Source organism: Acetonema longum DSM 6540 (genome assembly GCF_000219125.1).
In the GTDB taxonomy this organism is placed as follows: Bacteria; Bacillota; Negativicutes; order Sporomusales; family Acetonemataceae; genus Acetonema; species Acetonema longum.
The window spans coordinates 1-7387 of sequence record NZ_AFGF01000125.1 but is presented as its reverse complement, the minus strand read 5'-3'; the positions used below and the strand labels follow the sequence as shown (position 1 = coordinate 7387).

At 52.2% G+C, this 7387-nt stretch carries 7 protein-coding genes; 5 read left to right on the top strand and 2 right to left on the bottom strand.

Going from position 1 to position 7387, the window contains the following annotated elements; genetic code table 11:
- Positions 1-37: 37 nt before the first annotated feature.
- Positions 38-313 (bottom strand): anaerobic ribonucleoside-triphosphate reductase, encoded by a 276-nt coding sequence (nrdD, locus tag ALO_RS13235; protein WP_004096791.1) that lies wholly within the window; start codon positions 311-313, stop codon positions 38-40.
- 282 nt (positions 314-595) lie between these two features.
- Here nrdD and ALO_RS13230 point away from each other — a divergent pair, with 282 nt between their 5' ends.
- The 3 genes from ALO_RS13230 to ALO_RS20960 all read left to right on the top strand — a co-directional run bounded on the left by ALO_RS13230 (position 596) and on the right by ALO_RS20960 (position 4581).
- On the top strand, positions 596-2476 hold the full coding sequence (locus ALO_RS13230; RefSeq protein ID WP_004096780.1) for a sigma-54-dependent Fis family transcriptional regulator: 1881 nt from the start codon (positions 596-598) through the stop codon (positions 2474-2476).
- 81 nt (positions 2477-2557) lie between these two features.
- Positions 2558-3205: a tRNA (guanosine(46)-N7)-methyltransferase TrmB gene (trmB, locus tag ALO_RS13225; RefSeq protein WP_004096778.1), complete on the top strand. Its 648-nt coding sequence runs from the start codon at positions 2558-2560 to the stop codon at positions 3203-3205.
- Between the two features lie 119 nt (positions 3206-3324).
- Positions 3325-4581 carry a DUF2935 domain-containing protein gene (locus ALO_RS20960; RefSeq protein ID WP_004096776.1) on the top strand — a complete coding sequence of 419 codons (1257 nt, stop codon included), beginning with the start codon at positions 3325-3327 and terminating at the stop codon, positions 4579-4581.
- A gap of 121 nt (positions 4582-4702) precedes the next feature.
- Here the strand turns inward: ALO_RS20960 and ALO_RS13215 are convergent, their stop codons facing one another.
- Entirely contained in the window at positions 4703-5647 is a 945-nt protein-coding gene (locus ALO_RS13215; RefSeq protein ID WP_004096775.1) for a YncE family protein, read from the bottom strand.
- A 157-nt stretch (positions 5648-5804) separates the two neighbouring features.
- Between ALO_RS13215 and ALO_RS13210 the strand changes: the two genes are divergently transcribed.
- Together ALO_RS13210 and ALO_RS22860 are read left to right on the top strand one after the other, a co-directional pair.
- On the top strand, positions 5805-6974 hold the full coding sequence (locus ALO_RS13210; RefSeq protein WP_004096774.1) for an FtsW/RodA/SpoVE family cell cycle protein: 1170 nt from the start codon (positions 5805-5807) through the stop codon (positions 6972-6974).
- 76 nt (positions 6975-7050) lie between these two features.
- Entirely contained in the window at positions 7051-7335 is a 285-nt protein-coding gene (locus ALO_RS22860; protein WP_004096773.1) for a PspC domain-containing protein, read from the top strand.
- Positions 7336-7387: the final 52 nt, after the last annotated feature.

Below are 7387 nucleotides of genomic sequence, written 5' to 3'. Positions count from 1 at the left end.
ACTGACAACGCAGATGGGCCTTTTTCAATGGCCCCCTTTAGCTGGCGTGGACAACACGATCCTGACACTCCGCCCGTTTGGCATCATTAAAATTATCAATGCTGCTTAGGTATCCAGTAATGCGGCGAATACGACGAATGGGAGATTTCTCCATGGATGTAACAGTGATTTGAGTGCCTTCCAAGGTAATGTCTACTTGTGCCAGCGTTTTGCCGCGCTGTTGCCACAAGGATTTTTCGTCAGAAACCAACCTGGCAATTTCCTCGCTAGTTAAGCCCGAATCCGCACAAACCGTAATGCCGTCAATTGTCATTATAGGACCCCCTACACTTATTTTTTTAGCTTGTCCCCAACGAGACAATCGATATCTTGCGATATGTTATTATCTTACCACGATATATTGTATGCGGCAAGATACAGATAGGGATAAAATAGGCCATAAACTGGAAAAATAATGGGAAGAGGACTTAATTTTGCAATCAGTGTTCTGTTATCGTAAAGTTTTAAAGATGACCGGAGCACGATATCGCGAATTTGCAAAAAATATGGTATTCTTGTAGAGAACGGATGTGTATGAATGAGCGGGGGATGATGAATGATTCGTGAGCGGCGCAGTAAAGAGAAACTGCAACATTATTATGAAAAATTTGTTACAACCGGGGAAATTGACCCCAATGTCCACCCATGGATAGCTGAATCATGGAAAAACAGCCGTAAATACGGGATCCGGCCGGATGCTCCGCCCCAGATGGTGCGTCTGGCAGCAGAGGAACTGGCGGCCAGGCATGAGGAAAGCCGGTTTGCTATTCAATACCTGGATGATTTATATTTGACGGTGAGAGATTATTTCAGCGCCTATAATCTTAGCCTGCTGTTACTGGACCGGGATTGCTACGCCTTAAAAAACTACGCCCTGCCGTTTTTTCAAAAATCAACGGATGCGGTGCAAGGCGCCAGGCTAAGCGAGCGGGACATCGGCACATCCAGCATCAGTCTGGCTTATACCCGTCAGGTGCCGTTTTTGCTGTTTGCGCCTGAAATGTGGCTGAAAGAAGCTCAAACCGGTGAGGCCTGTTCTACGCCGATTTTTGTGCATCAGGAATTTCGTTACATTTTAACCATCGTTGCTGCGGAGCAGAGCGAACTCCCCTATAACGGCATGCTGGTTTTGCTCCATTCTATGCGTTGCGGCTTGGAGAACCAATTGGCTCTGATGGAGCGCCTGGAGGCCAAGCATGCTCTTTTGGATGCGATGCCGTCAGCAGCCTATTATATCCGTCCTGACGGCCAGGTGGATTACGCCAACAAATTGGGACGCCAGCGGCTGATAGCGGCGGGCAGCCCTGACCCGACCGAGGAGACAGTTGCCTTGGACGCGGTTGTGAATAATTTTCACCATACTCCTCTCAACAAAGGGCTCTATGGCGTCCCTTCCTATAACAAAGAGATGACTTGGCTCATGCCGGGGAAAACCTATGAAGATATTACGACCGTCGTGCCGCTGCATCAAGGGCGGGAGATCAGCGGCATTGCCGTTATCTCTACACCGTTGGAAGAAATTCGGAATATGGCGGCCCACGCGATAAGTTATAAAGCCCGCTATAGTCTGTCCAGCCTGACCGGTATATCGGAAATCATACTGGCCGCTAAGGAAAAAGCCGGCCGGGCAGCCAGGGGACAGCAGCATATCCTGCTGCAGGGAGAGCCGGGGATCGGCAAACAGCGTCTGGCTCACGGCATTCACCAGGCCAGTCCCCGGGCGGCCGGCCCCTTGATTGCACTGCACTGTGGCGACCTGACCCCGTCGGAAATGTCTGCCGAACTGTTCGGCACAGCCGACGGGCTGAGGCCGGGAAAACTGGAACTGGCCAATGGGGGAACTCTTTTCATCGATGAAGTGGAGAAGCTGGGCATGGATCTGGCCGAAAGGCTGCTGGAGCGTCTCAGGGAGAAAAAGGGTGACAGCGGCAAGCCGCTGGATGTTCGTCTGATTGCCGCCTGCGACAGCGACTTGAAGCGGTTAACCGACAAAGGTCTCTTTTGCCGGAATTTATATGAAATCCTTTCCAAGACTGTGATCCGCGTTCCCGCCCTGTCAGCGCGGCGGGAGGATATACCGGTTTTGGCCGAACATATCTTGCAGGAATTGGCGGAACAGCACCATTTGCCAACGAAAAAGCTGACCCAGGAAGCAAGGGAATTGCTGATTGGGTTTGATTGGCCGGGCAATGTCAAGCAATTGCAGGAGACCGTCGAAAAGGCCTTCTTCCATTGCCAGGGCGAAGTGATTGACAAGCCGGATCTGGAACTGCCGGTGGAAACCGGTCCGGGAAAGGCCTGGAAAGAGGATAAGGCAGTTTTCGTCGAGGCATGGAAAGCCGCCGGCGGTAACATCAGCCGCTTGGCCAACATGCTTGGCGTCAGCCGGGTGACATTATACAGGTACCTGCATAAGTATGGACTGGAGAAAGAGTAGGGGAGAGGGGACTGTTGGCCCCAGATTCTAGGCTGCAGATGAGTCTTAAATAGGCTCTTAGTAGGAGGCAAATAAAAACCTGTGCGTTTACGGAAAAAACCTTGGATTGAAGCAGCGATCAAAGAATTTTCTCAGGTTATAAACCCAGCTGATATGCAAATGTATCAGGGCAATTGGCGGAAACTGTGCGGGTTTTCCCCGGAAGCTCCCCTGTATCTGGAGATCGGAATTGGCCGGGGGCGCTTTATCAGTGAGATGGCCAAAGTTCATCCCGCAGTCTTGTTCATCGGCCTGGAGGCAGTGGTCGATGTGCTGTACAATGCCGCTCAGAAGGTGGAGGAAAACGATCTGACCAATGTCCGGCTGATGGCAGCTGATGCGGTCGGTTTAACGGAGTTTTTCGCCCCGGGTGAAGTAGACCGGATCTATCTTAATTTTTCCGATCCCTGGCCGAAGACCCGCCATGCCAAGCGGCGGCTGACCCATTCCTTGTTTCTGGGCCGGTATCGGCAGATTCTGGCTGAGAGCGGGGTCATCTGCCTAAAGACCGATAACGAGAATTTGTTCGAGTTTTCCCTGAACCAATTCGCCGTTGCCAACATGCAGCTTGCTAATATTACCCTGGACCTGCATAACAGCGGTGCAGCCGATAATATCATGACCGAATACGAAATGAAGTTCAGCGCCCGGGGGATGAGGATATATCGCTGTGAGGCCCGCTTCCGCTGAGGGGAGTGCTGAAAAGGCCCATCTGTATTGTTGCGAATTTTGTCCCATGTAATATCGAACATAATACCGGGATGTGGCATACACTATACTGATCAATTATTCAGGGGGAGTGTGTTGCCATGCCACGTCCACCAGCAAAGGAGTCCGAGGACCGGCTGATTATGCCGGTGAATTTGGAAGGCCTGCGATTTTGGCTAACCATCATGCAGGAACACGCGGTATTTATCAGGGCGTTTCTGCCTGCGGAAAATAGGGATTTAAGAGACGAAGCACAACGGTTTTGTCAGGCCTTTGGCACGCTGTTGACCCGTGCCGAAAGAGTGCAAAGCAGCAGCAAGTTCCGTGAACTGGCTTCCGAGACTGAAGTATTGGTTAAGGATTTTTACCGGTTCAATCGGCGGTTGCTGCAAATGAGTCTGGCGGGGAATTTATGCGGCGCTTTGTATCCGCTGTTCTTGGATCATTTATCCCGGGAAGCCGCTTATTTTCTGCTGTTGCTCCAGTCGGTCTGCGCCGGCAAACAGCCCTATGGCGTCATGTCCCAGCCAGAGGAGATATTGTTTTGGGTGCGCCTCATGGGAGACCACGGCAGCTTTCTGCGGCAGATGCTGGACCCGTCGGAACGCAGCCTGATCTGCACTGCAGAGGAATTTGCCCGTGAATTTGACGGGCTCTATCTGCAGGGAACCGACTACATCAGCATTCTGCGGGGTGGCAACATCGTGCCGTCTTTTACCCGCTACACCCAGGATACCAGGGTTGCTTCCCAGCGGATGCGAGACTTTAACCGGGCCTTATATAACATGATCAATGACAATCGGGTACTCAGCATCATTCCAGCATTAATGGCCGACCATATGCGGCGGGAAGCCGATCACTTCCTGTTAACTCTGGCCATGATCGAGAAAAAACTCGCCAGTTGTCCCGATATCGCCGCCGATGCAGTGTTAACCGGTTCCATACTCCAGCCGCTTCTTGCGCCGGAATCAGCTTTAGGAGTACCGATTGTGCCATCCTATGCTAATGCGGCGGCGTCAACAGTATCCGCCAATCTCAAAGCAAAAGCAAAAGCCAGTATGAAGGCAGCAGCAGCTTCCGCTCTTGCTGCCGAGAATGCAGCGGTAACACCGGCAGCGTTTCTCACCATTGATGATGAAGATGAGGATGACGACCGAATCAATGACATAGAGGCACAAGCGCCTGACTTTCCGCCTGACCCCGAACCCGAGCCCGAGCCGGTTGCACCAAAGGTCTCAGGCGACAAGAAAAAGGATAGTGCAACTGTCGCCAAGACGAAAGCTGATTCATCGACAGCCAAAAAACATAAATGGAATTCTGTCTGGCCGAATCCCCTGGGTTTCGGGAAAAAGACCTAGCCCGTGATGGGGGCAACCGGACAGAAAATGCTAAAGAACCCCCGGATGAGAAGGGGTTCTTTTTTGTTTGAAAACGCTCGACCTTCAAGCCCGGAGGTGCTTTTTACTTGTATCGTGATTTTTAGGGCACAACAACAACCTTGCCGAACAGCTCCCGGTTGCAGTCGGTAATCGAAAGCAGGCGCTCATTTACCAGGTCGATCAGCGAAAGGTCGGCAAACATATGGCTGCCGCCTACCGCTAATTGCCCGCCTGGCGTCAGGGCTATGCTGGACAATGACCTTCCTACCGGGATAGAGCCGGTGATGCAGGCTTTGGCAATATCGATAATGCAGACAGTGGCACTGTCCTCGCATACTATGTAGGATGTTGTCTCATCGGGGGACAAGGCCGCGAAGCAGGGATACAGTTTAAAGATTGGCGCCTCCCGGCAGCAGTGAAGGGTAATGGCAGTTGGATGATTTTCAGGTTTGCCGCTGGGAAGCAGAAATACCCCCTCGCAGCCTGACTGACTGGCTGTAAACGGAATCAAAAGATGCTTGTTGCTCAGGGCAAGATGAGTGGGGATGCCGGGTAAGAGCGATTCGCCCATTAACCGGCCACTATGGGTAAAGGTTGCCAGCAAGCCGCCGGTTTCATGCCGCCAGATGCTGTAAAGATAATTTTGATCGGCAGCCAGGCCAGTGCAAACCGCCTTGCTATCTGCCTGACCGATGCGGCAGAGCCGGTGATCTGACAGGTTTAGGGAATGCAAAGAACCTTCCCGATTTACCAGGTATGCCGTTTCGCTTATTGGACTGAGGGCAAAGGCAACGGTCGTCGGCAGTGCAACGGGCAGGCGGGCGAAGGATTCTGAAGCGATGTCCAGCTGAAACAACGCACTGTCTTCCTCAGCCGCGGCAAGTATGTACGCCTGCTTGGCGCCGTCCCTGAGAATAATATCCAGCGGTGTATACTCTTTGGGAAAGGGCCATTCCCGGATAACCTGGCCGCTGGGGCCGTCCGCCAGGAACACGTTGGAACCCCCGGTATCGATGAGCAACAACGAATATGGCGTCTCTACCATCTGATTCACCTCGCACAAAATCATAATATAGGATATGCGGAACCGGTAATTTGGTTCATGTCTCACAAATTACGGACAATTCTTTAACCGGCGGTAATAGTTTTTTGCTATAATTTTGCTATAATAAGGATTGATATAGCAAACAGGAGGAAGTGCCGTGGAAAGCAAAACCAGGTTTTGGGCAGGTCCGTCTGAGGCAGTACTGGTGATTACCCTGCTCTTGGTGGTATTCGGGGCAATTACGGTGTTCAGTGCCAGTTTTGTTTTAGCGGGTCAGTTGTTTCATGACAGTTACTATTTTATCAAACGGCACTTTTTGACCGTTTTTTTGGGCCTTATGGGGCTTTTTATCACTGCCAAACTGGGATACCGCCGGGTTATTGCCTTGGTGCCGGTATTACTTGTGGCTACAGTGGCTCTGTTGGTTGCGGTTCACTTTTTGGGGGAAGATGCTAACGGCGCACGGCGCTGGATCCGGATTTTCATCAAATTCCAGCCGTCTGAGCTGGCCAAGCTGGCGGTCATCCTGCTTTCGGCGGCTTATTTGGGGACAAAAATGGACCGGTCCCAGCCAATTTCCCTATTTTCCCTGCCGGTATACATCAATCTGGCATTGAGCTTTATAGTATTGCGCCAGCCGGATATGGGCACGGCAGCCGTGATGATGGGGCTGTGTCTGACTCTTTATCTTATTGCCGGCATTCCCAGACAGGAATTTTTCTTGCTGAGCCTGGGCGGCAGCGCTGTAATCGTTTATCTGATCTTCGCCGTAGGCTATCGGGCCGAGCGGGTGCTGGCCTGGATGGACCCCTGGCAATATCCTCTGACTTCGGGGTATCAAGTCGTTCAATCCCTGCTGGCCATTGGCTCTGGGGGATTCTGGGGTACAGGCCTGGGCCGGGGAGGCAGTAAGTTTTACTATCTGCCGGAGGCTCATACCGATTTTGCCTTTGCGGTTCTCTGTCAGGAGATGGGGTTTATCGGAGCGGCAGTGGTGCTGGTGATGCTGGCCGCCTTTACCTGGTACGCCGTCAAAATTGCCATGAATGCCAGCGACAGCGTGGGGATGCTGCTGGCTTCCGGCGTAATTATTCTGGTGCTGGGTCAGGCCGTAGGCAATATTGCCATGGTGACGGGATTGTTTCCGGTAACCGGCATTCCCCTGCCGTTTATCAGTTACGGCGGAACCTCGCTGGTGGTAAACCTGACGGCCGTCGGCATTCTGATCAGCATCGGACGGTGCAAGCCTGTTGACAGGGTTCCCCTGCCTGATGCGACGAAAGAAAGCGGCGAACGCAAGCACCTGACCTTAGTACCGCGGCGTTAAATCGTAAGAGTACGTTTATCCCGTGGATTTTGGGGAAATACTAAACCCAATAGTTAGTCTCCGGGGGGCGGTGGCTTTGGTCTGGTTGGTACGGCTTGGGGCTTACACATTAAGCGGCCTGGCGGTCTGGCAGTTTTTTTCGGGCGGGGGCAGTCCGGCCGATTTACTGCCGGGGCAAAAGTATCTGATGTTGGATCCTGCCAATGGCATGATGTTTGGCGTATGCGCCGGCGTCAGCAATTACACTGGGATTGATGTCACAATTATCCGCCTGGTTTGGGCTCTGGCCGCAATTTACCGGGGAGTCGGCATTGGATTATACATACTGGCCTTTTTGATTATGCCGACTGTGCCTCATTGATAACGCACCGTAAGAACCCTCGTTTGCTATGAAAAGCAAGCGAGGGTTTTTT